Below are 25,411 nucleotides of genomic sequence, written 5' to 3' on the forward strand. Positions count from 1 at the left end.
ATGAAATACCTTCTGGCGCTCGCTTTTTTGTTCACCTTTACTTGGATGGTCCTTCCTGAACAGGGAAGCCTGATGGCCCAAACCTCCAAGTCCAGGGCCCAGCTTGAAAAGGAAAAAGCTGAAGTTCTCCAACGCCTGAAGGAGTTTGACGAGATTCTAAAAAAGACCTCTGCCAGAAAGAAAAATACGATCAGTGAGCTGAATTTGGTCAGTAAACAGCTGGAAACGCGCGTCAGTTTTATCCAAACCCTGAACAATGAAGTCGCCCTTCTCAACAAAGAAATCAAGGAAACCAATACCCTTATCGGCTCGCTGGAGCAGGACTTGGAAACCTTAAAGGAAGAATATGCCCAAATGGTCTATGTCTCGGCCAAACTCAACAGTGGCGTCACCATCCTTACCTTTATTTTCAGCTCTTCCACGTTTAAGCAGCTGTACATGCGGATCAGGTACCTGAAACAGTACAGCGATGCGCGGGAAAAGCAGGTCGAGCAAATTGAAAAAGTAAGTGCAGACCTCAGGCAGCAACAGGAAAAACTGGAAAAACAAAAAGCCGACAAACAAGCGGCGCTCCAGGAAGAACAGAGCCAGAAAAAAGAACTTGACCAGCTCAAGCAAGAGCAACAGTCCATTGTCAATACCTTATCCAACAAGGAAGAGGAAATCCGCAAGGACATTGCCGAGACCAAAAAGCAGCAGGAAGAGTTGAACCGATTGATCAGAAAGGTCATTGAAGAAGAGATCAGGAGAGCAGAAGCAGAAGCCAAAAAAGCGAATACCAAAACCACCAAATCGGCTTCCAGCAGCATGCCGATGACCCCGGAAGCAGCAGCCCTTTCCAGCTCTTTTGCCAGCAATCGGGGAAAATTACCCTGGCCGGTAGCCAGTGGGTTTGTTTCGGAATCCTATGGAGACCATCCCCACCCTACCCTGAAAGGCATCATGATCACCAATGACGGCATCGACATCCAGACCAATCCAGATGAAACTGTCCGGGCAGTCTTCGATGGCGTGGTGACCAAAGTATCCACTATTCCAGGCATGGGAGGCACGATCATCATCCGTCACGGCGAATACTACACCATGTACAGCAGGCTGCAGACCATTTCGGTAAAATCCGGCCAAACCGTCAAGGCAAATGACAAAATCGGCGAGGTCGCCACCGGCAGTGACGGGGTATCCGAAGTGCATTTCCAAACGTGGAAGGGACTGCAAAAAATGAACCCATCTTCTTGGCTAGCAGGGAAATAGCACAGTGCAGTAACAAAGGATCAATCGCAACACTGGAGGGAAAACGCCTTTCCTCCAGCATCCATATCCACCACCGGCACAGGTGAAAAAGATCTTTCACCTTTTAGCCTCCCTTTAGGCAATTCATCACTATCTGTAAGCATTTCTACGATAATATGAGTATCTTTACAAAAAAGATATTGAAAAAAACAAGAACTGTGTTCGATTCCTTTGTGTTAGTAAGACACAGTTATATATTTGTACCGATTTAAAACTTAAATACGCTTATCATGACTACATTGGGTTTCATTCAGAATATAGGAGGTGGTTCCTTGGTTGTTATCATCTTGGTTGTCATCCTTCTATTCGGAGCAAAACGAATCCCTGAGCTGGCTCGCGGGCTGGGCAGAGGCATCAAAGAATTCAAGGATGCCACCAAAGAGATTCAGGATGACATCGAAGATGGCATCAAGGGAGACAGTAAAAAGAAAAGTTAAAAAAATAACCACCATTGGAAAAATTCCATTCTTTCGACGAAATAAAACGCTCGCTTGAAAATAAAGAAACAGATTGTAAAGCGATCGTCCATTATTATCTCAAGAACATTCAAACGAAGGCGCATCTCAACGCCTTCGTTGAAGTTTATGAGCAGTCCGCTTTGGAGCAAGCTGAAAAAGTGGACCAAAAAATCAAGGCAGGCACAGCCGGAAAGCTGGCAGGAATGGTCATCGGTATCAAGGATGTCCTTTGCTATGCTGACCACGAAGTCAATGCCTCCAGTAAAATCTTAGAGGGATTCCAATCCCAATTTACCGCCACCGCCGTTCAAAAGCTCATCGATGAAGATGCCATCATTATCGGTCGTCTAAACTGTGATGAGTTTGGCATGGGATCCTCCAATGAAAATACCGTCCATGGGAAAGTCCTTAACGCCCTGGACGAAGGGCGGGTACCGGGAGGATCTTCCGGAGGCTCTGCCGTGGCCGTGCAGGCCAACCTCTGCACTACCTCTCTTGGTACGGACACGGGAGGTTCTGTCCGCCAACCTGCAGCCTTTACCGGCCTGGTCGGCATCAAACCTACCTATTCCAGGGTTTCGCGCTTTGGACTGATCGCCTATGCTTCGTCTTTTGACACCATTGGTGTATTCTCTACCAATGTAAAGGACAATGCCCTGGTACTGGAAGTCATCGCAGGCCAAGACGATAACGACAGCACCGTTTCCCGAAAGGCAGTGCCCCATTATTCCGAGCAGCTTCAACTGGACCGTCCAGTAAAAGTGGCTTACCTGAAAGAAACCATTGAATCAGAGGCCCTGCAACCGGCCATCAAGGAACACACCCTTGACATCCTCGATAAGCTCAAGGAAGAAGGCCATCAAGTAGAAGAGGTTGATTTCCCGCTACTTGAATATGTCCTTCCTACTTATTATATTTTAACCACTGCAGAAGCCAGTTCAAACCTTTCCCGATTTGACGGCGTTAAATATGGGTACCGGACACCCAACGCCCACAACTTGGAAAGCATGTACAAGCTCACCCGCTCCGAAGGATTTGGAGAGGAAGTGAAAAGGAGAATAATGCTGGGAACGTTTGTTTTGAGTGCCAGTTATTACGATGCTTATTTCACCAAAGCCCAAAAAGTAAGGCGACTGATCAAAGAGTTCACGGAAGATTTGTTGAACAAATTTGACTATATTGTCTTACCGACCACGCCTTCTACAGCGTTTAAGTTTGGTGAGCACAGCGACGATCCTGTAGCCATGTACTTGGAAGACCTTTACACTGTACAAGCGTCAGTGTCAGGGGTGCCGGCGATTTCCATTCCCAATGGAAAAGATGAAAATGGCCTTCCGATCGGGCTGCAAGTCATCACCAACTCCTTCAAGGAGGCAGAGCTTTATGCTTTTGCAGATTATTTAATGAAGATTAAGAAATAAAAACATATACCTGTCATGAGCAACTGGAAATTACTTACACTCCTATCACCGATGATATTCTGTGTGGCGATTGCCAGTGCCCAAAATCAGGGAGAGAATGGTTTCATTGCTGCTGAAGAAGAGGTTATCCAGCCCACTTACCATTACGAATTTATTCCTGACTTCACCTACGATGAGGTGGATCAGCGGGTAAAAAAGATGGATACGGGCATGCCTTTCGAGCTGAATGAAACCATTTTTGCTTTTATCAATTACTTTACGGTCAGAAACCGGGAGTACTCCAAGATGACCTTGGCCAGAAAAGAGATCTATTTCCCTCTTTTCGAAAAAGAGCTCAAGGAACATGACATGCCGGAGGAAATCAAGTACTTGGCGATCATCGAATCAGGACTTAACCCAAAGGCAAAATCCCGCGTGGGTGCCATGGGGCTTTGGCAATTTATGCCGGCCACAGGGCGGGTTTACGACCTGCACGTCACTAGGGATGTTGACGACCGCATGGATCCCGAGCTGGCCACTGAAGCGGCTTGTCGCTACTTGAAATCCCTGCACCGAATGTTCGATGATTGGGAATTGGCCCTGGCCGCCTATAACTGTGGACCGGGAAATGTACGGAAGGCCATCAGGAGATCCGGCGGAAAGCGAACCTTTTGGGGAATTTACAATTGGCTACCGCGGGAAACCAGGGGATATATTCCGCAATTCCAGGCCATCATGTACGTGTTCAATTATGCCGATGAACACAACCTCATTTTGGAGGACGGCACCTTCCCTATCGCACATGAAAAGGTGAGGTTTGACCAAGAATTGGACCTTAAGCGTTTGGCAGATATCAGTGGCACCTGTTTGGAAGAGTTGGAGTTTTTAAACCCTGCTATCCAAAACAGTAAAATCCCTGCCAGCTCCAATTATTACGCCCTTCGCGTACCCAAAGCCAAAGCGGATTACATCGCCTCCAATGTCCACTGGATGATGGACAGCATTAACCTGCAAGAAGAGCGATTGCTGGCCGAGCAGAAGACGGCAGCACCCAAAGAAAAAGAGCCTGAAAAGATTATCTATAAAGTAAGACGGGGTGATGCATTAGGCAAAATCGCCAGACTGTATGGTACCACTGTGGCTGACCTCAAAACGTGGAACGGGCTCTATTCCAATAACATCAAAATTGGACAACACCTGACCATCTACCAAGATGGCGATGCCTTCACCAGGAACCTGGCGGCGGACAATCCCAGTCAGCAGGATGCCACTTTTGTCAAAGGCAGCCCCAAAACTTATGTTGTCCAACCCGGAGACTCCCTTTGGCTCATCGCCAACAAACTCGATGGCGTGACCATTGAAGAAATCAAGCGACTCAACAAACTAAGCAATAACAAAATCAAACCTGGCCAGAAGCTTATCATTGGTTAATTCTGAATACAACTAAATATTTAGTAGTTTGTTTCCGACTGCCGTTCATTTTTTATAAATTGTACACGGTCACGTTTTAAATCCCATTACAATGAAAAAGAAAAACAGTTTGATCCTGGCCCTATTCCTCTTTGCCACAGGCATTTTGGTAAGCTGTCAGGATGGTGAAAACGGCAATAATTCCAATAAACCCAAAGCCAGGGGAGCCAGCGGAGAAATCCTATTGGTCATTGACTCCCTAAAGTACAAAGGTCCCGTGGGAGATGCCTTGAAAAATGTTTTTGAAGAGGACATCAAGGGCCTTGTCCGTCAAGAGACCCTATTTGACATGCGGAAAGTAGATCCTAGGTCCATGACTCGGATACTGAAAATGGCCTATAACATTGTCTATGTCACCACTTTCGACGACAAGAAGCCCGGCAGCCGCATGATCAGCAACCAGTTTAGTCCAGCATCCAAGGAAAAAGCCGCAGCGGATCCTTCTCTGTTCATGTTGAGGAACGAAGATGAATTTGCCCAAGGTCAGGAAGTGGTCTATCTTTTTGGAAACAGCGAAGAAGAATTGATCAACAACCTGCGCAAAAACAAAAACAAACTTCAAAATCTCTTCGAAGTGAGGGAGAGAAACCGCTTAGGCGAAGCCATTTTGGCGCGTACCAGCGGCAAAGTACAATCCGAAGGAGAAGAAATTCTGGGCTTGGAGCTGACCGTTCCAGCCTCTTATCAATTTGTAAAAGAAGAGGAAAACTTTCTTTGGGCCAGACAGCCCACGCCCACCACAGAGCGGGCAGACATCAGCCTGATCTTTTACCAGACCGATTATACTTCCGAAGAGCAGGTATTCCCAGAGAACATCATCAAGCTGCGGGATGAAATCCTGAAAACCCGTGTCTTTGGTGATCCTGAAAAGCCAAATTCCTATTTGGAAACGGAAAAGCAGATCGTCCCTGCCTTCAGAAACATGCAAATCGACGGCCATTATGCTATCGAAATGAGGGGACAATGGAAAACCCATTCCATCAGTATGGGCGGGTCTTTTGTGTCCTACACGGTAGTGGATGAAACCAATGGAAAACTCTATTATTTGGAAGGATTTTTATACTATCCAAATGAAACCCATAAAAAGGCCCTTCGGGAAATAGAAGCTATCTTGATGGCCACCAAATTCCCAGAGGACACGCAAAATTAAATCCAATATATAGCTTAACAATGGCGATTAAAATCAGAAAAGAAGATGCTTTGGGTTACCATTCCCAGGGCAGTCCGGGAAAAATCGAGGTCGTTCCGACAAAACCACTCTCCAGCCAGTTAGACCTGGCCTTAGCCTATTCACCTGGAGTGGCAGAACCTTGTTTGGAAATCGCCAAGCAAAAAGAAAACGTTTACAAGTATACCGCAAAGGGCAACCTTGTGGCCGTAATTTCCAACGGCACCGCCGTTTTGGGACTGGGGGATATCGGCCCTGAGGCAGGTAAACCTGTCATGGAAGGAAAAGGAGTTCTTTTCAAAAAATTTGCGGGCATTGATGTTTTCGATATAGAAATCGACGAAAAAGATCCCCAAAAGCTCATCCAGATCATAAAATCCCTCGAACCTACCTTTGGGGGAATCAACCTGGAGGACATCAAGGCCCCTGAGTGCTTTGAGATCGAGCAGGCCCTCAAGCAACAGATGAAAATTCCTGTCATGCACGATGACCAGCATGGCACGGCCATCATCTCGGGAGCAGCTTTGCTAAATGCCCTTGAAATCGTCGGCAAAAAGATCGAGGAAATCCGCTTGGTCGTTTGTGGGGCCGGTGCCGCGGCAGTTTCCTGCACCCGTTTTTACATGTCCCTTGGGGTAAAAAGGGAAAACCTCGTCATGGTCGATATAGAAGGGGTCATCCGCTCCGATAGACCAGACCTCGATGATATTCGAAAAGAATTTTCCACTTCCAGGGAATCGCTTCACACCCTTTCTGATGCCATGAAAGGAGCAGACGTATTTTTAGGTCTTTCGGCAGGAAATATTGTTTCTCCTGAGCAAATCAAATCCATGGCCGAAAACCCCATTGTTTTCGCCTTGGCCAATCCACATCCGGAGATCGACTACGACCTGGCCACCGCTACCCGGGAAGATCTTATCATGGCCACGGGCAGATCCGATTTCCCCAACCAGGTAAACAATGTACTGGGCTTTCCATACATCTTCAGGGGAGCCCTTGACGTGAGGGCCACTGCCATCAACGAAGAAATGAAACTGGCCACCGCCCATGCCATTGCCAAGCTGGCCAAGGAACCGGTTCCTGAGATCGTCAACAAAGCCTATGGAGATGACCAATTGGGTTTTGGCAGAAATTACCTGATCCCTAAACCACTGGATCCAAGGCTGATCACCACCATCGCCCCTGCTGTAGCCAAAACGGCCATGGATACCGGTGTCGCCCAAACGGCGATAACCGACTGGGAAACCTACGAACTGGAACTTCAGGAGAGGATCGGCATCGATCAGCGTTTGATGTCCAGGGTCATTGCCCGTGCCAAGAAGCATCCAAAGCGGGTCGTATTTGCAGAAGCCGACAACACCAAAATACTGAAAGCCGCTCAGCTCATCAACGACGAGCGTATCTGTGATCCCATCCTATTGGGCAATAGGGAAACCATTCTCAAGCTTATCGAGGAACATTCTCTGGACTTGAGCAATGTACCGATCATCGATCCCTATGAAGAGCCCGAAAGGCTGGAAAAATTCGGAAACCTTCTTTACAATAAGCGCCAGCGTAAAGGGTTGACTCCTTTTGAAGCCCAGAAGCTGATGCGTGACCGGACCTATTTCGGTGCCATGATGGTGGAGACCGGAGAAGCCGATGCCCTGATATCAGGCCTTACCAAGGACTATCCCAAAACCATCCTGCCCGCCCTGCACGTCATCGGTGTAAAAAAAGATGTGGATCGGGTCGCAGGGATGTACATCATGAATTCGGACAAAGGCCCTTATTTCTTTGCCGACACCACCGTAAACGTGGATCCCACTGCGGACCAAATTGTGGAAATCATTGGACTGACCGCTGATGCCGTGAAGTTCTTTGACTTGGAGCCAAAGGTGGCCGTTCTCTCCTACTCCAACTTCGGTTCGGCAAAAGGAAACACGCCTACCAAGACGGCCCTGGCCACCGCCAAGGCCAAGGAAAAATTCCCGGACCTGATCATCGAAGGGGAAATGCAGGCCAATGTGGCCATCAATGAGGCCATTCAAAAGGAAAATTATCCTTTCAGTGCCCTGGCCAATAAAAAAGCCAACACCCTGATCTTTCCCAACCTCAGTTCGGGGAACATTGCCTACAAACTGTTGGCCGAAATCGGCAATGCCGAAGCCATCGGTCCGGTGCTATTGGGAATGAACAAACCTGTTCATATCCTGCAGCTGGGCAGTTCGATCCGGGAAATCATCAATATGGTAGCCATTGCAGTAGTGGATGCCCAAAGCCATGACAATATATGATTGATTATTTAAAAGGGAAACTGGTCTTCAAGGACCCTACTTTTGTAATTATTGACATAAATGGGGTCGGATATCATGTCAAAGTATCCTTAAACACCTATTCACAGATCAAGGATGAGGAGCACATCAAGCTCCTCACCCACCTTCACATCAAGGAAGACGCCCACACGCTCTATGGGTTCAAGGAGGAAATGGAAAAGCGGTTGTTCCTTTTGCTGATTTCCATTTCGGGGGTCGGGCCTAACACCGGCTTGATGATCCTTTCTTCCCTTTCCGGAGGGGAGCTGGAGACGGCCATATCACAGGAAGATCATAAGACCATACAACGTGTCAAAGGCGTGGGGGCCAAAACTGCCCAGCGGATTGTGTTGGAACTTAAGGATAAGATCAACAAGGAAAACCTGGCCGAACCACAGGTGGTTTCTGGAGGGTTTATCCAACAGCAGCAACACCTCAAAGAAGAAGCTTTGCAAGCGTTGATCACGCTTGGATTTACCAAGGCCATGGCCGAAAAAAATATTGCATCGGTTTTGAAAAAAAGCGGCTCAGAAATTTCATTGGAAGAATTAATTAAGGCATCTTTAAGGTCAACCTAATTACTAGGAAGTTTGACTATTGTTGGATCATATTTTTTAAAGAGCAGTAACTACCCAAAAAACTTTTCAGCAACACTATCGCTGTTGTTGGCAGTTTTTCTATTGTTTGGTTGGCAGGCTGCTCAAGCACAAGGCGTCTCTTCGGACAGTATTCCAAGCAAGCTGGATTCTCTTGAAGAGCGAAGGGCTCTGCCATCTTTTCTTTTATGGGACAATTACCGTACCAATCCCCTCTACCCCAATCAAAGTCCACTGGATTATCGGAGCTCCCCATTTTACAACCAGTCTCCCCAAGAGCAGCAAGTGGAAATCGAATTGGATTCCACGTTGCAATATCGGGTGTACGACCGGTTGGATTCCACCGATATCAATCCCGGTTACACCTTTGATTTTGAAGAGTTTTCCAAGATTCAGGAACTGAGGATGCGCCAGCAATATTGGCGTGACCGCTCCAAGGGCATGTACGGGGAAAGTGCCGTCAGCGGCCGGGGATTGATCCCTCCCATTACCATGAGCCCGACCTTTGACCGCCTCTTTGGGGGCAGTGATATCAATATCGTACCAACCGGCTATATCAACCTGGACTTTGGCGGCATTTTCAGGCGCATTGACAACCCATCCATTCCCATCCGCCAGCAGCAAAACGGTGGGTTTAACTTCGATCAGCAGATCCAGATGAGCGTCAATGGCAATTTGGGAGAAAAGATGTCCATCAATGCCAACTTTGACAGCAACAATTCATTTGACTTTCAAAACCAGCTAAAGGTCGAATACAGGGGCTTTGAGGAAGATATCATCAAGAGCATCGAAATCGGAAATGTCAGCATGCCTGTCCAAAACAGCCTGATCCAAGGTTCCCAAAACCTCTTTGGGGTAAAGACCCAGCTTCAGTTTGGCAAGCTCTTTATGACCGCAGTGGCCTCCACTCAGCGGGGCCAACGGGATGAAATCGTCATTGAAGGCAACGGGCAGGGACGACCTTTCGAACTCAGGGCATCTGAATACGATGACAACAGGCACTTTTTCCTGGCCCACTTTTTCCGCGACAACTACGAACGCTGGCTTCGGGGACTTCCCCAGGTCCTTTCCGGCGTAAATGTCACCCGGGTAGAAGTCTATATTATGAACAGGGCAAACAATACCGAAACCCTTAGAAACTTTACGGCATTCATGGACCTTGGGGAAGGTGAAAGGATCTTTCGCCCGGGCAATCCCAATATCGGATCCGGCACCCCCGGGAGTCCGGCCTCCAATGATGCCAATGACCTCTTCGACAACCTGACCGCCAATCCCAACTTCCGCCCTTATGATCAGGCTTCCAACCAGATCGAAAGTGGCCTGGAACTGGTCAAAGGAACCGACTTCGTACAGGTAAACGGGGCCAGAAAACTCGCTGAAAATGAATACACCTTTCACCGGGAACTTGGCTACCTAAGCCTGAACAGGAAAATCCTGAACGACGAAGTGGTGGCCGTTTCCTTTGAATACACCTATAATGGCCAAGCCTATAAGGTCGGGGAAATGTCTGAAGACTACCAAAACCGCCCAGAATCCGATGTGCTGTTCCTAAAGCTCCTGCGCCCTGCCCGGATCAATACCAACGTCCCCACTTGGGACCTGATGATGAAAAACGTCTACAGCTTCAATGCCAACCAAATCCAAAAGGAAGGCTTTCAGCTGCAGGTGATCTACCGGGATGACCGCACGGGATTGGATAACCCCAGTCTGCTAGAAGGCCAGCAGGTCAAGGATGTCCCCTTGATCCGGCTGATGGGGCTGGACAACCTCAATCCCCAGAATGATCCGGCTCCAGACGGGAATTTTGATTTTGTACCGGGCCTGACCATATTGCCCGAAAAGGGCATGTTGATCTTTCCCAAGCTGGAACCCTTTGGCCAGACACTTGCCGACAATTTCCTGCCCAACGAAGAGAGTCTGAAGGATAAGTTTGTCTATGACACCCTCTACCGTACGACCAAGGCAGATGCTGAGCTGGTCACCCGGCTGAACAAATACTATATCAAAGGCAGTCTGACGGCAGGGTCCTCCTCGGAGATCATGCTTCCCGGACTAAATATTTCCGAAGGATCCGTCATCGTGAATGCCGGCAATATTCCACTTACCGAAGGAGTTGACTACACGGTGGATTATAATATTGGCAGGGTGGTGATCATCAATGAGGGAATTTTGGCCTCGGGCAAAAGAATCTCGATCAGCTTTGAAAAAGCGGATTTGGTCTCCTTTCAGACCAGAAGTCTCTTGGGGACGCGCTTCGACTATATCTTTAACGACAACTTGACCCTTGGCGGTACTTTCCTATACCTGAACGAGCGTCCAAACATCACCCGGATCAGTACTGGAAGCGAAACCATCAAAAACAGCCTTTGGGGCTTGGACGTAAACTACAGCGAAAAATCCAGATGGCTGACCAAGCTGGCAGATGCCCTGCCCTTTACGGACACGAAAGACGAATCATTGGTGACCTTCAGCGGTGAATTTGCCCACCTGATCCCCGGCACTTCCAACCAAGTGGACGGAGAAGGCGCTTCCTACATCGACGACTTCGAAACCGCCGTCACGCCCTTCAGCCTGGGCGGCAGCCCCCAAAGCTGGAAGCTCTCTTCCACACCAAAGACCGAGGACAACCGGTTTGACATGAGCATGATGACCGAAGACCAGCTGGGCAGTGCCTACCGAAGGGCCCGGCTCGCTTGGTACAATATTGACAATGTATTTTATAGGCGCAGTGGCCAAGGAGTGCCGGAAAACATTACCGACGAAGACCGCCAAAACTACTATGTAAAGTCCTTCTCGCCCCAGGAAATCTTTGAAGGCCGCGATCAGGATGCCATCGTCCTGCCGGAGCCCTTATTTGACCTGGCATACTATCCTTCCGAAAGGGGCATGTACAACTATAATCCCAACTTGAACAACGAAGGACTCCTCCCCAATCCCGAGGACAATTATGGCGGGATCTCCAGGGTCATCACCTCGGATGTGGATTTTGATCGTACCAATATTGAATACATCGAATTTTGGATGCTGGATCCCTTTATTTCAGGCCCCAATGGCCGGGTGCTGGACGGTGTCTTTAACGAAAACAATACGACCGGGGGAAAATTGGTCTTTAACTTGGGTGAAATCTCCGAAGACGTCATGAAAGATGGGCGTCAGGCATTTGAGAACGGCCTTCCGAAGGATGGTGACCCTTCGGAAACCACAGAAAATGAGTGGGGCCGCGTCACCAACCAGCAATACCTGACGCCAGGGTTTGACAATTCTCCTGAATCCCGTGCCTTTCAGGATGTAGGCCTGGATGGACTGAGCAGTGAGCAAGAAGTGGATTACTTCCAGGACCGATTCCTGAGCCGGTTAAACGTCAACGCTGATGCATATGCGCGAATCGAAGCTGATCCATCCGGAGATACCTTCCAATATTACCTCGGAGATGAACTTGACCAGCAAAACATAAAGATCCAGGAGCGGTACAAGTATTTCAATGGCATGGAAAACAACACGCCCATTTCGGCCAATTCCAACCAAGCTTATACGGCCTCAGGCTCTAACAAACCTGATAATGAAGACCTTAATGGTGACAACACCATAAACGAGGTCGAAAACTACTACGAGTACGAAATCGACCTCGAACCGGGAGGGCTGGAAGTCGGAAGAAACCACGTGGTCGGAAAATCCACAAGGAATGTCAACGGGCAAGACATTACTTGGTACCAATTCCGTATCCCTGTCCGGCAACCAGACAAGGTACAGGGAGATATTTCTGGCTTCAAGTCCCTCCGATTTATCCGTACCTACCTCACCGACTTCGAGCAGCCCGTGGTATTGAGGATGGCGCAGTTCCGGATGGTCGGCAGCCAATGGCGTACCTTCCGCGAGTCACTTTATGAGCGAGGGCTTTTTGAAGTACCCGAGCCCGATGTGTCCAACATGACCGTGGGCGTCGTCAACATCGAGGAAAATGGCCAAGGAAATTCCCGGCAAAGTCCCTACGTGCTTCCTCCGGGAATCAACCGTGACCGGGACAATACTTCCACAGTAGAGCGACAGCTCAATGAACAGTCGCTCAGCTTGTGCATAGACAACCTGCAAAGCCGTGATGCCAGGGCGGTGTTCAAAAACAGTAACCTGGATTTGGTACAGTATGGAAGGCTCAAAATGTTTTTCCATGCGGACAGTGAGGATGCTCTTGATGGTGAACTGACGGCTTTCTTAAGGCTCGGCACCGATTATACGGACAATTATTACGAGATCGAAGTACCGCTAAACATTACACCAAAAGGAACCCGCGATCCCAACCAAATCTGGCCAAGTGCCAATGAAATAGACATCGCCATTGAGGAGATCGTCGGGGTGAAATCTGCCAGGGACAATAGCCAGCACCCCCAAAACCTCCCCTATACCGAACAGATCCGCCAATATAATGTAACGGTGGTGGGACGGCCGGAACTGAATTATGTCCAAGGGCTGATGATCGGTGTCCGAAACCCTGCATCTACCGGAAGTGCCAGCAAATCGATCTGTGTATGGGCCAATGAACTGAGAGTGGTTGACTTCAACAAGTCCAACGGGTGGGCGGCCAATGCGCGGCTGAATGCCAAAATCGCCGATGTGGCCACCATTTCCAGTAGTATCCGTCATAATACCTTTGGCTTTGGCGGATTGGAAACGCGACTTTCCGAAAGATCTCGGGAATCCACCACCCGGTATGATGTTTCGGCAAATGTCCAAGTGGACAGGATACTTCCTGAAGGCCTCAATGTCAGCATTCCGATGTATGTCAGCATGGAAAACAGCACGACCAAACCACAGTTCGATCCGCTAAACCCGGATGTTCCCTTTGAATTGGCCCTGCGTAAATTCCGGACCAATTCGGAGCGGGAAGCCTATCGCGACCTGGTGCTCGACCAAGTGAAACGCCGAAACATCAGTTTCTCAAATGTGCGAAAACTGCCCAATGAAAAGAAGCAAAAAAACCACCTATACGATCTGTCAAACTTCTCATTTTCCTACGCCTATGGCCTGGTAAAACAGAGTAATATCAACACCGAGGATTATACCTATGAATCCTATCGGGGCAATATTTCCTATAATTATGCGCCCAATCCTGTCGTCGTGGAACCGTTTAAAAACTGGGGGATTTTCAGTAGTCCCTACCTTCAACTGATGCGGGATTTCAATCTCAACCTTGCGCCGAGCCAGATCACCGCAAGCTTGGACGTGGACCGAAAATTCATGCGTACCCAATACCGCAATGACCAATTGACCACCGAGGGAGTGGATCCGCTCTTCCAAAAGAGCTTCTACATCAACCGCTTTTTTGGCCTTAATTGGGACCTAACCAAGAACTTGAGCTTTGACTACCGGGCCAGTGTCAATGCCATTGTGGACGAACCCGAAGGAGACCTCGATACGGAAACCAAACAAGATTCGGTCAAAAGCAACGTCAAAAAACTGGGTCGCCCCACGAATTACAACCATTCCTTCATTGCCAACTACACGTTGCCGCTGGACAAGGTGCCGGCACTGGATTGGATAAGTGCAGATTTCAGGTATGAAGCCACTTACAGCTGGCTTACAGGGTCCATCGGCCAGCGCGACACGTTGGGGAATGTCATCCAAAACACCAGAAACAGGACACTAAACGGAAAGCTGGACTTTGTGAGCCTTTATAACAAATCCGCCAAACTACGTGCCCTGAACGCTCCAAAGCGGCCAAGTATTCCTGGCCAGAGGGGAAATCAGCAGGACAGCATCATCACGGATGGCTTTGGCAACGGCCTGCTTAAATTTGCCATGATGCTCAAAGAAATCTCAGGACAATACTCCATTACCGAGGGCACCTTTTTACCTGGATATATGGAAAATACAGGGCTTTTTGGACTGGACAGGAGCTTTATGAACCCAGGTCTTGGCTTTTTATTTGGCAGTCAAAATGCCAGCATCCGGCATGACCTGGCCGACAGGGGCGTCATGGCGCCCAGCTCGGAGCTCACCCAGGCCTTCAGGCAAAACCAAGTAAAAAACCTGCAGATTCAAGCCATGTTGGAACCGACGCGGGATTTCAGGATCACCTTGGACATGAGGAAAAGGGAAACGGGCCAGTACAGCGAAATTTTCCGGAAGGAAAGTGGTACCGATAGCGACTACCTCTCGGTAAATCCAAACCGGCTGGGAGCCTATAACATTACCTATAACATGATCAAGACCACCTTTGCCAAGGATGATGCCGATAACAACTCCCCCCTATTCGATGATTTTGAGTCCTACCGGTCCGTCATCAAGGGACGACTCGATGCGATCAATCCCGGAGGAGAATACAATATCAACGGTCAAGATGTATTGGTGCCGGCGTTTTTGGCAGCCTATAGTGGCAAATCCCCACAAGAAATCTCTCTAAACCCATTTCCAAAGTTTCCTTTGCCCAATTGGCGAGTGGAATATCGTGGACTTTCTAGATTGTCATGGTTTGAGGAAAACTTCAGTTCCATTAACCTGACGCATAACTATACTTCCACTTATGATGTCAGCAACTTCTCTTCTTCCTTGCTGTACCAAAACGGCCTAGAGCTGTACAACAAACTTGAAAATTATCCTGCGGCCAGCATGACCGATGAATATGGCAGTTATATTCCGGTATTTATCCTTAACCAGGTGGTGCTTTCCGAGCGGTTTGGCCCTTTCTTGGGCGTGGACATCCTGACCAAAAACAGGATGAACATATCCTTTGAGTTCAATAAGGAAAGGGCGATAGGACTGAACTTCTCCAACGCCCAGGTGACCGAACAGAAAAGTAAGGATTTCAGGTTTGAGCTGGGCTACACCAAATCCGGAGTCAAGATACCGTTCAAAATTCAAGGACAACAGGAAATACTGGACAATGACCTTGAAATAAGGGTCAGCACCAGTATCGTGGACACCCAAACCCTCCAACGGAAACTGGAGGAAGGCAGCACCATTACCAATGGCAATGTCAACTTACAGATAAGGCCAAGCCTAGGCTATATCATCAACCAAAACCTAAAAATCACCTTCTACTTTGACAGGACCGTAAATGATCCACGGATTACCACGGCCTATCGAAGAAGTTCCACCGCTTTTGGAGGCCAATTGCGATTTAATTTGGGCCAATAGGTTTTATGATTTGTCGAAAGCTTGTATTTTTGGCTTTACTTAATCCTAAATATAACATATGGACTTCCCTAAAGACTTAAAGTACACAAAAGACCACGAGTGGGTAAAAATCGAAGGCGAAACCGCTACCATTGGCATTACGGAATTTGCCCAAAGAGAATTGGGTGATATCGTTTACGTGGAAGTAGAAACTGTCGGTGAAACTATTGAGACCGGAGAAGTGTTCGGTACAGTAGAGGCGGTAAAAACCGTATCGGACCTATTCATGCCTTTAAATGGTGAAATCACTGAATTCAATGAAGAGCTGGAAGGTTCTCCTGAGCTGGTCAATGATTCACCTTATGAAGACGGTTGGATGATCAAGGTCAAATTGGAAGGAGCACTTCCTGACGACCTCCTGTCCGCCGAAGCTTACGCCGAACTGGTTGGTGAATAAGCAGCACTTTAGCGAAAGACTACTGCCGGCGATCATTTGGTCAGGCATTTTACTATGGTTGGTCCTTTCACCAGGCAACAAGCTGCCGGACGTACCGAAAGTACCGGGCATGGACAAAATTGGCCATTTTGGTCTATTTGCAGGACTGCTCTTCTTTTGGAACAGGGTTTGGAACCATTCCCAAAAGCCGTTTAGCAAAAAAATATTTATTACTAATTATTTAGTTTTAGGAATTATTTTTGCTATATTGGTAGAATGGTTACAGTTATTGGCTCCCCACAGGACTTTTGACTTGTGGGATATCGCCGCTAACCTGTTAGGCAGTGCAGTCGGTACCATTTGTTTTTATATTTTATATAAGAAGAAAAGTAAGCTTGTATAAGTAAAAATAAATGGTTAGAATTGTTATCGCTAAGAAGCAAAGAATTATTAACCTTTATATGAAGTATTAAACTATGGAAGCTAAAAAGACACCAAAAGCTGATTTGAGCAAGAAGTCAGGAATGTTCCTGAACTTGGGGCTTCTTGTCAGCGTTGGTCTTACGCTGTTTGCTTTCGAGTACAAAACGTACGAATCAGGAGAGCTGATGGATCTAGGAACAGTGGAAGACGATTTCGAGGAATTATTAGATATTCCTATTACGGAACAACCACCACCGCCACCACCACCAGTAGAACAGCCAATCATCGAAGAGATTCCTGATGAAGTAGAAATCGAAGAGAAGATCGAAGTGAATTTCGATGTGGAAGTGCAAGAGGAAACCGTGATCAAAGAAGTCGTTATTGCGGATGCTCCTGTAGAAGAGAAAGCTGAAGAAATCTTTGACGTGGTAGAAACCATGCCTACTCCTCCCGGAGGAATGGAAGGTTGGAATAAGTACCTGAGCAAAAACCTTAAATACCCAACCCAAGCACGTAGGATGGGGATCGAAGGAACTGTATATGTAGTATTCGTGGTAAATACGGATGGTTCTATTCAAGATGTGGGTATCCTAAGAGGTATCGGAGGTGGCTGTGATGAAGAAGCCATGCGCGTAGTACGAAATGCACCTAAATGGGAGCCCGGTAAACAAAGGGGACGTCCAGTAAGGGTAAAAATGAGACTACCGATTCGATTCAAGCTAAGCTAATCGATCGAACAATTTATAAAAAAAGGGCTGTCATTAATTTGACAGCCCTTTTTTCATCCCCTCCCACTTTTTTCACCTACCCCAAAACCCTCATTTTGGAACCGAAGGCTGAAAGTCTTTTACGGATCAAGCAATATTTCTGGGGAGAACGAATTTTGACATGGTCTTATGAAATAGAATTTCATTCCGTTAAAATGATGGACTTCCTCAATAGGGCAAATGCTTTTAAAAAATGTTCCTATTTGCATGTATATCTGCCGTTCCTACGGAACTTACCCTTTTGTCTGTAATCATTTTTGGTGCAGGTTGTCACCTGCACCTTCTATATGCCCCTCCGCCAAGGGCGGATTAGGCAAGGTGCTCAGTTGCCAGCTCATATTCAGGGTTTAACCTCAACCGAGCCAACCACTATACATGAGCAGATCGCCGTGACGGCTTGTATGATCCAAATCAACAAATCATTCTTTCAGCCTATTCCGCCATTCGGCACAATAGGCTACTGCGGTTTCCTATGTGCAAATCGGGGCAAAGTGCCAGCAGCACGATAAATTTTGTAACCTGCGGATTCATCCGCAGGAACTTAAGCACTCCTCAACTTCCCGAAGGAGTGCCAGGGGCACGGATGATAGCTCCTCTACACGAAATTAATACTAAAAGCATTTGACAAACCATCAGGGAAATCGCTTTTAGCCCCTTGAAGTTCTTTAATATAGGCTGACATCTCTTTACTAACAGTTTAAAAGTGTTTGCCTTGGGCTTCAGATGCCATAAATTATTCCTTTCAGGCTGAAAGCCCAGCTCAACACTTCGGTAAACACCGTCTTGGTGATCAATGGGATCAAGCCTCTTTTCCAGTGGATAAATGTTGTCATGTTCTTGTGAAAAAATATTTCACACCGATAAATGGTTTCCGCAATTGGCACTGAACGAATTGATTTACCATGGAAGAACCCAATGACTATAGATGTTTCCCCATCGGGCCAAGCATTGGGTGTGCTCCATACCAAAAACCTTGTGTTCATGGATGTTTCCTGAGCAGTGGGGATTCCCCATGAAGATAAAACCTAGTTCCCAGAAATATGGCTTGATCCACTTCCCCAACCTTCCCGCCTAATCCATTTTTGGCATGAAATATATTTAAACACCTAAATTATTAGTTTTTAAACTATTTATTTAGTATATTAAATATAATCATAACTTCAGATAATATGGAAGCCAAAAAAACACCAAAAGCAGATTTAAGAAAAAAGCGTGGTCTTTTCCTAAATATTGGCCTGCTGATCAGCACAGGACTGGCCCTAGCCGCCTTTGAGTTTAAATCCTACACGCTTATCACCGTACAGGATTATAATCTCAAACCTGACCCATTTGAGGGTATTCTCGATGTACCCATCACCCCCCATCAGGTTCCCAAGCCACCAAAGATCGAGCATCCGGAAATCAAGGAAGTCCCGAATGATAAGGATATCCAAGAAAAATTCGAGCCGATTCTGGATATAGCGATTCCGGAGGATCCCGTTGTCAATAGTCCTGCTCTTCCCACAGGACCTCCTTTAGCAGATACGGCTGACGAGGTCAAAGATTTTGCCGAACAGATGCCCACTCCTCCCGGTGGTATGGAAGGATGGGCACAATACCTCAGCGGCAACTTAACATACCCCAAACAGGCTGTCAGAATGGGAATAGAAGGGACGGTATTTTTGGTCTTTGTGGTCAACAAAGATGGATCGATCCAAGATGTGGAAATTTTACGGGGTGTAGGAGGTGGCTGTAGCGAAGAGGCCATTCGGGTATTGGAAAATGCCCCCGACTGGAAACCAGGCCTCCAAGGAGGACGGCCCGTGAGGGTAAAAATGCGGTTGCCCATTAAATTCAAACTAAATTAACTTCCGCCAACCTTAATTTCCGAGGCCGCTTACCGGGGTAAGCGGCCTCTTTTGTCATTTGATCCGGAATGAAGTGATCACCTCCACTGTTTTCGTATTACGGATCCTGCTAAAACCAAGAATAAATTTGATATTGGACGCCAATGTGCCTCAATAATGAATGACGATTTTCTTTATCGGGAACTAAATTAATGGTATTTTTGTCATCCTTTACGAAATGGGGCTGACCGGTTTTGACAGTAGGTGTGAAGACTGGGCTCGCATGTCGGGTGGAGCATGTACGCCCGCGAATAATTCATGCGATCTATAATTGGCGAATCTAATTACGCCATGGCTGCCTAATCAGACCCTCATAGGGACTGATACTGCTTAAAGGGTTGAGTTCGCAAGGCGAATTCCCCAGCCACATCCCGCGGCGCTCTGTCTTGGCAGCGCTGATCTTGGGGTGTCGACTTGCCAGGACTAGTATTGCTGATGCTATTAAGGCAGTGCGAAACTCAAATAGCTAAGCGTGACGGTAGCTGTGTCATCCAGCGGCCCAACGACGAAAACCCAATAGATGACTAAACATGTAGACGGTACGGTGTTTCCCTATCTGGACCAGGGTTCGACTCCCTGCAGCTCCACCCAATGAGAGTTAGACGATTTCTTCGTTTTTCTCTCATTTTTTTTAGAATTTAAATTACTGTTTATCTGGTAGATACAACCAACTAAAGCGTTAATTCTTCCGGTTCGATAACCTGTTTTTGAAAAACACAGTTTTTCGGGGAATATCGAACCAATTAACTCTCTCTTTGTCTCGATATCTCCGTTTTCATACAGCAAATCTAGCCTGGAGAGCCTTTCCAGAGCCCTATCAACATATTTGGAATGGTTCGATACTCTCTCTGGCTTGGTCGCAGCCAATTGGTTCTCAAGCCGTGTTATTTCTTGATTACATTCTGATTTTATATCCCTATAATCATCTGCCTCAAGGTCTCCGGCCACAAATAAATCCCTGCTTCTTTTTAATTTTTCATGAAGACTTTCCAAAGAAGCTGCTACTTTTTTATGCTCCTCTCCCTCGTCCTTAAAATGGTATTTGAAGAATTCATGGAGTATTACTCCAAATATTTCAACTTTATCCTTCTTCAGGGTAAACCTTTTCATTTCACTGACCATTAGGTCATTGAATAATGAAGCCTTTTCCCTAAAACCGCACTTTGATAGACAATGGTAATAATAATAGCGTCTTGATCTACCTGTAGAGCCACTTCCAGTTAAAACCTTACCACATTTGGGACATATCAGGAATCCCCTTAATGGAAGCCTATCATCTGACGCTACTTTTGGCAAATACTCATCTCTTCCTATGTCCTGCAGAATATTCTGTACCCTATAAAATTCCCCTTCTGTAATCAAAGGCTCATGTTGGCCATTCACAAACTGGTCCTCTTCATCTTTAAATGCAGGCACGTAAATTTTTCCACAATACAATGGGTTTCGCACCATCCGATGGAAATGGGAACGGCTGATTTTAAGTCCTTTCTTTTTGACCATTTCCCAAATATTTTCCGTTGGGTACCTTTTTTTAAGAATTGTAGAAAAAACCCACTTAACGATAGAGGCTTCCGGTTCCTTTGGAGCAATAAACTTTTTTGATCCCTCCATTCGGTTTATATATCCAAAAGGTGCTTTCCTTAAATAACGCCCCTCCTTTAGGGCTCTTCTCATGCCGTGAAAAATATTCAGTGCCCTTCGATCATTTTCCACCTCAGGTGCTGCCAAATAGATCGCCAGCATCATTTTATTTTCAGGAATATTCAAGTCAAGTGGCTGTTCGTTAGCCTGTGGCTCTATATCTAAGTTTCGAAGGGTATTTATCATCTGGTAGGCATCACCCGCATTTCTGCTAAATCGGTCCCATTTTGTAAAAAGTATTTTGTCCACACCTCTTCCACGACTTTTCTTTAAGTACGTAAGAAGTTCTTTCCAACGGGGCCTGTTAAACGTTTTTGCAGAGTGATCTTCAAAAACCACCTTTCGAACCATAATATTATGATGATCACAATATCTTTTGAGGACTTCCTCTTGATTTCGTTGGGAATATCCTTTATCTGCCTGCTCATCGGTACTTACCCTTATATATAAGTCAGCTACACTCATTTTCTTTAACAATTTGATCCACAGCTAATTTAGCCAAAAAGCACATTACCTCCAGAATACCGCTGGATTCTTCCAATGATATTTCTTCTCCATGACTTTTAAATATCTCCCTAATCTTTTCAGGTGTGAGTCCACATTTTTTCGGACTGAATTTATCCAAATCAATCATTAAGATAAGTTCACCAATGAATTGGATTAATATTCACACCGAATTCAGAAGGTGGAATTATATAGTTTTAATAGAAAAACTTCCAGAATTAATAATTTCCCAATATTGGTTCCTTGCTTCTTTCTTCAAAAGAAAGAAGTCCGGGGGTATCGGACTTACCGGAAGCACTAGTTTTCTTCTTTCAATTGTTTAAGTTTCCGGAGCATATCTTTCCAGTAGGCCTGCCTGCCTTTTAGAAAGGCGCTTGCCTTTTCTGATATTTTATATTGGCTGAACATTTCAGCCTGTTTTATGGCTGCTTCCAGATCGGTTATTTCGATGGACTTTCCGTCCTTATCTATAATTTTCATCACTGCTTAAAGTTAAAGTTGTCAAAATGATATAATGGGGCAGGCTTCCACCCCTGCCCCATTCTTGAGTTACTTATGGACCAATATTTTTGCTCCCCTGTCCACAAAATCCGCGCATAGGTCAAAGGCTTTTTGTCCTTTCAATTGGGCAGTCCCACCCAGCAATATAGATCTGGTCTTGTCCTGCTCGGATTTAAATCGCCTAACATTCTGAAAGTATCCCGTCACGGCATTATACGTCCCAAACACCGTTCCTTCAGTGGACGGTAACAGTTGGGCGTCCCCCATCATGGCATAGGCAAACGCCTCTTCACATTGGTTTTTAAAAGCTGTGGATACCTTGTCATATTCTCCCCTGTAGAGGTTGTCCAGGGTATCCCTATTGGGTGCCAGCGCCAGCTCTATCAATCTTTTGACTTCCTTATCCTTGATTTTCACCTTTGCCCACCTGTTGAATACCGTTTCCAGGTTTGCCCCTGTTTCCGTTACCAGGCCCATCAAGCGGTGGGCCAGTTGCAGCCTTTCTTTGGCCCCTGATGTATGGCGGATCCTCACCACATTTGTTTTCCGTTGAAATGCGGCATTCAGGGTATTCTGACAAACTACCCTGATAGGGGTAAATGCGGCCATAATACTTCCTGTCCCATCGTGCGAGGTTGTCAGGAACAGGTATTGCTCGATCAGATCCTCCTTTCCTACCAAAATCCCATCAGGCAATTTGGCCGTGATAAACACCCTTTCCCCCTCCCCCAATGCTCCGGCCGTTTCATACTTCACCCCTTTCCCTTCTTTGATGATGGCATCAAAGAAAGAAAAGGCATCCCGGTTCTGTACGATACCGTAATCCTTCCCTACTACCCCAAATACCTTTTGGGTGTCGGTCCTCATGGTGGCAAACTGATCGGGTACCGGGATTTCTGTACTGGAATTATCAGGCCCGTTTTCACCATCACCAATCCCTTCCCGTTTGGTAAATAATGGTGCTTTGACCACCTCATAATCCAATCCTGCAAATTGAATGGCCTCCTTACTGGTAGGGTAATTTTCCACCACTTTCCCCAGCTTATGCCATGCCGGCTGTTTGACACTAAAAAAGCTGTGCTTTCCTGTTCTTTCGTTAAAATGGATATTATGTCCCATGATTTCAATTAATTAAAGGGTTATACATTTATTTGCTTCCCTTTTGCCCTTTCTCTGAAAGCCTGTGGAAAAAACATTTTTTAAAAGAAAAAACGGCAAAAAAGAAAGCTGGAGAAAAGGGGCGGCCCACAGCCAAAAAGGAAACGGAATAAAGGAAAGGTTGTGGGGAGGGGGTGTTTATGCCGTCCCTTTTTGGCCCCACTTTTCAGGCTTCAACCAAGGCCGCACCTACATTAGCTGCTCTTTTCTGCCGTTCTTTTAAAAAATTAAAGGTATTGTCCTTCCCTTCAACAGGTACAATGAATTAATATCAGGAAGACAATCCTACCCATTCCATAATCAAAAAAACGGACTGAATTTCCGGCTTGAAGCAGATATGAAATTATCCTTTCCAGCTCTGCGGAAAGGGTTAGTGGAATGGAATCAAAAACGGAAATTTGGTCCAAGACATTTTATGAAGTGCTTTCCCTGAAATGGAGTTTAAGGAATGAAGGGAATGTACTTTCTTATTATTGCAACGGTTATGTGTCTTCAAAAGTCCCTCTTAAAAAGTTTCACATTCCCCCATTGTGGTGTATTTATATCTGGAAATTAAAAAATAGTACCTGCCAGGCATTAATTGAAAATGTATCAATAATAAGGAATATTAAGAAAACCTAAATTTTGTTTTACCTGAATTCCAACAATAAAGAATCATTGAAAACAGAAAAAGGCTCCGATTTTGAAGCCTTTTTCTATTATCATACTTTCATTGCTTTGCCTTTCTCCTGCTTGGGAGTATCCTTCTTTTTACCCATCCCCTGCTCCAAATTCTCTTTGATCTCCTGCCGCAGATCCTTGAGATTGAGCCGCTTTCCAGTTTCATCATATACGCTGATTGATTTGTATTGTGGATTTGCTGCAATCAAAAAGGAGCCTTCCTTGCCTGCAATATTCACTTCATGGAGGTTTCCCTTTTTAAGGGAGTAAAGCAAACGGTCTTTTTGATCCATGCCTTCCATTTCCACGATTGGCAGGGTCTTCAGTGATTTTTCCAGATCGAAACCATAACGGTCATGGTACTGGAGCATAGGATGCTGGCCCTTTTCGTTCTTTTCTGCCAGGTCCAACTGTAGCCAGGCATTATAGCGTTCCCCTTCCTTATTGAACAGGGTCTTATACACCGGGCGCCATTCCAGGAGATTAAAGGCCTCCTTTGCCGAAATATGCTGGTTCTGGTAAAAGGTGTTGGACATTTTGCTGCCGTTGGGCTTGTGGAGCTCAGCATCGAAACTGTTGAAGAAATAGCGGTCCATCTTGTCGGACTTTCTGAAATTGAGCTTAAAGTCCACTTGCTTGTCCTCGATGGTCACCGAGTGGCCCAACTGGAATTCCTTTTTTCCCTGCTTCATTTGCTTTTCCAGTTCCTTGTTGAGTTCTTCGCCGAAACCGGCATATTTCAATCGTTCCTTTAGTACTTCCAGGTTTTCCTTGTCCATGGTCTATTGGTTTTATGGTTGAATAATCGGTTGTGCTTTCTCCAGATGTCCTGCCTTTAGCCTTAGCCTTAACAGCCGCCCACCGTTTTGCTCCCTGATATCGATGACCAGGTTTTCATTGCCCCTCAGGCTGAACTGCGGTAGTGCAAGTACCAGCCTGCTCGAATCATTTCCCTGCACTCCTTCTTCCGCCTTCCAGCTGACATGCGCGGGAACTAGCTCGGTATTGCGCCTCGCCGTTCTTTTCATGCCTCCCCCATCCCGCTTCCAGCACCGTATCCCAGGTTGTTGGAAGTCCACCGCTCCTTTGTTTTTCAGGTCAATGGTAAAGAACAGCGTTTGCCCATGGCTGGACACCGTCCTTACCCTTGCCGAAACCTTGCCCGACCTGGCTTTTCTGCCCAAACGGCCCATTGTTTTTTTATTGGCCATTAAGGCCGCAAAGTTGGCCAGTTCCCGCTGATTCAATCCTATACCCTTCAAGGCAACTGCAAAGCGTTCATTATCCAGCTGCGCTACCATATCGATGGTTAGGATATTGGGATGATCACTATATTTGACCTTGAACTGGTAAAGCCTTCCCCCGGCAGTGATGACATGCAGGCTGATCGGGGCAAAACCTTTGGCAGCAGCCTTCAGTTTAAGCACGTTGCCGGCATGGCTATCCTTTTGTGCCATGACCACTGGATTTCCCCTGTCCAGGCTCTTCACCTCAAAAGGGAATACCAGGACGGTAGTCTTGTCATAGGCAACTTCAACGGGGTAGCTCTTGATGATGGCCTTTGGAGTATATTGTGCCTTAAGGATGGAAATGGAGAGGAACAATAGCAGTAAGGCCATTGCTGCTTTTTGGAATATCATGGTTTTCAT

At 46.5% G+C, this 25,411-nt stretch carries 17 protein-coding genes and 1 other RNA gene; 13 read left to right on the plus strand and 5 right to left on the minus strand.

Annotation, left to right across the window (positions count from 1 at the left end; all coding sequences use genetic code 11):
- The 13 genes from ECHVI_RS19815 to ssrA all read left to right on the plus strand — a co-directional run bounded on the left by ECHVI_RS19815 (position 1) and on the right by ssrA (position 19,888).
- Positions 1–1,251, plus strand: a complete 1,251-nt coding sequence (locus ECHVI_RS19815; protein WP_015267818.1) for a murein hydrolase activator EnvC family protein — start codon at positions 1–3, stop codon at positions 1,249–1,251.
- A 269-nt stretch (positions 1,252–1,520) separates the two neighbouring features.
- Entirely contained in the window at positions 1,521–1,727 is a 207-nt protein-coding gene (locus ECHVI_RS19820; protein ID WP_015267819.1) for a Sec-independent protein translocase subunit TatA/TatB, read from the plus strand.
- 14 nt (positions 1,728–1,741) lie between these two features.
- Entirely contained in the window at positions 1,742–3,169 is a 1,428-nt protein-coding gene (gene gatA, locus ECHVI_RS19825; protein ID WP_015267820.1) for an Asp-tRNA(Asn)/Glu-tRNA(Gln) amidotransferase subunit GatA, read from the plus strand.
- A gap of 15 nt (positions 3,170–3,184) precedes the next feature.
- Complete coding sequence (locus ECHVI_RS19830; RefSeq protein WP_015267821.1) at positions 3,185–4,579, plus strand: lytic transglycosylase domain-containing protein; 1,395 nt, start codon at positions 3,185–3,187, stop codon at positions 4,577–4,579.
- A gap of 91 nt (positions 4,580–4,670) precedes the next feature.
- Complete coding sequence (locus ECHVI_RS19835) at positions 4,671–5,768, plus strand: DUF4837 family protein (protein WP_015267822.1); 1,098 nt, start codon at positions 4,671–4,673, stop codon at positions 5,766–5,768.
- A gap of 20 nt (positions 5,769–5,788) precedes the next feature.
- Positions 5,789–8,062, plus strand: a complete 2,274-nt coding sequence (locus ECHVI_RS19840) for an NADP-dependent malic enzyme (protein ID WP_015267823.1) — start codon at positions 5,789–5,791, stop codon at positions 8,060–8,062.
- The gene (gene ruvA / locus ECHVI_RS19845) at positions 8,059–8,658 is read left to right on the plus strand and encodes a Holliday junction branch migration protein RuvA (RefSeq protein WP_015267824.1); all 600 of its coding nucleotides are present in this window, start codon (positions 8,059–8,061) and stop codon (positions 8,656–8,658) included. The genes ECHVI_RS19840 and ruvA overlap by 4 nt, the downstream gene beginning before the upstream one ends.
- Before the next feature lie 87 nt (positions 8,659–8,745).
- The gene (sov, locus tag ECHVI_RS19850) at positions 8,746–15,807 is read left to right on the plus strand and encodes a T9SS outer membrane translocon Sov/SprA (RefSeq protein ID WP_245553378.1); all 7,062 of its coding nucleotides are present in this window, start codon (positions 8,746–8,748) and stop codon (positions 15,805–15,807) included.
- Positions 15,808–15,865: 58 nt separating this feature from the next.
- Complete coding sequence (gcvH, locus tag ECHVI_RS19855; protein ID WP_015267826.1) at positions 15,866–16,243, plus strand: glycine cleavage system protein GcvH; 378 nt, start codon at positions 15,866–15,868, stop codon at positions 16,241–16,243.
- A complete protein-coding gene (locus ECHVI_RS19860) occupies positions 16,236–16,625 on the plus strand; it encodes a VanZ family protein (RefSeq protein WP_342662024.1) in 390 nt (129 codons plus the stop codon). Before gcvH ends, ECHVI_RS19860 begins: the two co-directional genes overlap by 8 nt.
- 73 nt (positions 16,626–16,698) lie before the next feature.
- Positions 16,699–17,373: an energy transducer TonB gene (locus ECHVI_RS19865; RefSeq protein ID WP_015267828.1), complete on the plus strand. Its 675-nt coding sequence runs from the start codon at positions 16,699–16,701 to the stop codon at positions 17,371–17,373.
- A 1,208-nt stretch (positions 17,374–18,581) separates the two neighbouring features.
- Positions 18,582–19,259 (plus strand): energy transducer TonB, encoded by a 678-nt coding sequence (locus ECHVI_RS19880; RefSeq protein ID WP_015267829.1) that lies wholly within the window; start codon positions 18,582–18,584, stop codon positions 19,257–19,259.
- 219 nt (positions 19,260–19,478) lie between these two features.
- Positions 19,479–19,888, plus strand: a transfer-messenger RNA (tmRNA) gene (gene ssrA / locus ECHVI_RS23435).
- Here ssrA and ECHVI_RS19885 read toward each other — a convergent pair.
- The 5 genes from ECHVI_RS19885 to ECHVI_RS19915 all read right to left on the minus strand — a co-directional run bounded on the left by ECHVI_RS19885 (position 19,851) and on the right by ECHVI_RS19915 (position 25,411).
- Entirely contained in the window at positions 19,851–21,404 is a 1,554-nt protein-coding gene (locus tag ECHVI_RS19885) for a recombinase family protein (RefSeq protein WP_015267830.1), read from the minus strand. The two genes, ssrA and ECHVI_RS19885, sit on opposite strands and share 38 nt — an antisense overlap.
- A gap of 336 nt (positions 21,405–21,740) precedes the next feature.
- Positions 21,741–21,923 carry a hypothetical protein gene (locus tag ECHVI_RS19895; protein WP_015267831.1) on the minus strand — a complete coding sequence of 61 codons (183 nt, stop codon included), beginning with the start codon at positions 21,921–21,923 and terminating at the stop codon, positions 21,741–21,743.
- Between the two features lie 69 nt (positions 21,924–21,992).
- The gene (locus ECHVI_RS19900; protein WP_015267832.1) at positions 21,993–23,063 is read right to left on the minus strand and encodes a DUF932 domain-containing protein; all 1,071 of its coding nucleotides are present in this window, start codon (positions 23,061–23,063) and stop codon (positions 21,993–21,995) included.
- 740 nt (positions 23,064–23,803) lie between these two features.
- On the minus strand, positions 23,804–24,541 hold the full coding sequence (locus ECHVI_RS19910; protein ID WP_015267833.1) for a hypothetical protein: 738 nt from the start codon (positions 24,539–24,541) through the stop codon (positions 23,804–23,806).
- Positions 24,542–24,553: 12 nt separating this feature from the next.
- Positions 24,554–25,411 (minus strand): DUF4138 domain-containing protein, encoded by an 858-nt coding sequence (locus tag ECHVI_RS19915; protein WP_015267834.1) that lies wholly within the window; start codon positions 25,409–25,411, stop codon positions 24,554–24,556.

The organism is Echinicola vietnamensis DSM 17526 (assembly GCF_000325705.1).
Lineage (GTDB): Bacteria > Bacteroidota > Bacteroidia > Cytophagales > Cyclobacteriaceae > Echinicola > Echinicola vietnamensis.

Excerpts from the sequence above, each read along its gene's own strand:
- ECHVI_RS19840 (WP_015267823.1), top strand. The coding sequence starts at position 5,789 with ATGGCGATTAAAATCAGAAAAGAAGATGCTTTGGGTTACCATTCCCAG.
- ruvA (WP_015267824.1), top strand. The coding sequence starts at position 8,059 with ATGATTGATTATTTAAAAGGGAAACTGGTCTTCAAGGACCCTACTTTT.
- ECHVI_RS19895 (WP_015267831.1), bottom strand. The coding sequence starts at position 21,923 with ATGAAAATTATAGATAAGGACGGAAAGTCCATCGAAATAACCGATCTG.
- ECHVI_RS19900 (WP_015267832.1), bottom strand. The coding sequence starts at position 23,063 with ATGGGACATAATATCCATTTTAACGAAAGAACAGGAAAGCACAGCTTT.
- ECHVI_RS19880 (WP_015267829.1), top strand. The coding sequence starts at position 18,582 with ATGGAAGCCAAAAAAACACCAAAAGCAGATTTAAGAAAAAAGCGTGGT.
- ECHVI_RS19885 (WP_015267830.1), bottom strand. The coding sequence starts at position 21,404 with ATGAGTGTAGCTGACTTATATATAAGGGTAAGTACCGATGAGCAGGCA.
- ECHVI_RS19830 (WP_015267821.1), top strand. The coding sequence starts at position 3,185 with ATGAGCAACTGGAAATTACTTACACTCCTATCACCGATGATATTCTGT.
- ECHVI_RS19835 (WP_015267822.1), top strand. The coding sequence starts at position 4,671 with ATGAAAAAGAAAAACAGTTTGATCCTGGCCCTATTCCTCTTTGCCACA.
- ECHVI_RS19915 (WP_015267834.1), bottom strand. The coding sequence starts at position 25,411 with ATGAAAACCATGATATTCCAAAAAGCAGCAATGGCCTTACTGCTATTG.
- ECHVI_RS19815 (WP_015267818.1), top strand. The coding sequence starts at position 1 with ATGAAATACCTTCTGGCGCTCGCTTTTTTGTTCACCTTTACTTGGATG.
- ECHVI_RS19820 (WP_015267819.1), top strand. The coding sequence starts at position 1,521 with ATGACTACATTGGGTTTCATTCAGAATATAGGAGGTGGTTCCTTGGTT.
- gcvH (WP_015267826.1), top strand. The coding sequence starts at position 15,866 with ATGGACTTCCCTAAAGACTTAAAGTACACAAAAGACCACGAGTGGGTA.
- ECHVI_RS19910 (WP_015267833.1), bottom strand. The coding sequence starts at position 24,541 with ATGGACAAGGAAAACCTGGAAGTACTAAAGGAACGATTGAAATATGCC.
- ECHVI_RS19865 (WP_015267828.1), top strand. The coding sequence starts at position 16,699 with ATGGAAGCTAAAAAGACACCAAAAGCTGATTTGAGCAAGAAGTCAGGA.